The organism is Wolbachia endosymbiont of Tuta absoluta (assembly GCF_059414725.1).
The window spans coordinates 1-764 of sequence record NZ_JBNRJY010000633.1; the positions used below are offsets into that span (position 1 = coordinate 1).

General features: G+C 55.0%; 2 rRNA genes. Both read left to right on the forward strand.

Features of this window, described 5'->3' with window-relative positions:
- Positions 1–498, forward strand: a 23S ribosomal RNA gene (locus ACJ5GX_RS06935); the annotation flags it as partial.
- Between the two features lie 91 nt (positions 499–589).
- A 5S ribosomal RNA gene (rrf, locus tag ACJ5GX_RS06940) occupies positions 590–705 on the forward strand.
- The last annotated feature ends 59 nt before the right edge of the window (positions 706–764 follow it).

Here is a 764-nt window from a genome sequence, read left to right on the forward strand (position 1 = left end):
ATGGAAGGGCCATCGCTCAACGGATAAAAGGTACTCCGGGGATAACAGGCTGATACCGCCCAAGAGTTCATATCGACGGCGGTGTTTGGCACCTCGATGTCGGCTCATCACATCCTGGGGCTGAAGTAGGTCCCAAGGGTACGGCTGTTCGCCGTTTAAAGTGGTACGCGAGCTGGGTTTAGAACGTCGTGAGACAGTTCGGTCCCTATCTGCCGTGGGCGCTGGAGAATTGAGGGGGGTTGCTCCTAGTACGAGAGGACCGGAGTGAACGCACCACTGGTGTTCGGGTTGTCATGCCAATGGCATTGCCCGGTAGCTAAGTGCGGAAAAGATAAGTGCTGAAAGCATCTAAGCACGAAACTTGCCCCGAGATGAGTTCTCCCTGACTCCTTGAGAGTCCTGAAGGGACGTTGAAGACTACGACGTTGATAGGCCGGGTGTGTAAGCGCAGCGATGCGTTGAGCTAACCGGTACTAATGACCCGTGAGGCTTAACCTTACAACGCCAGAGGCGTTTTTGAGAGACACAATTTTCAGCCTGTACCGGATATATCTGCGCGGCCTTACGGGCGGCGCGGAGACAGAATTTGCCTGGCGGCTTTAGCGCGGTGGTCCCACCTGACCCCATGCCGAACTCAGAAGTGAAACGCCGTAGCGCCGATGGTAGTGTGGGGTCTCCTCATGCGAGAGTAGGGAACTGCCAGGCATCAAATTAAGCAGTAAGCCGGTCATAAAACCGGTGGTTGTAAAAGAATTCGGTGGAGC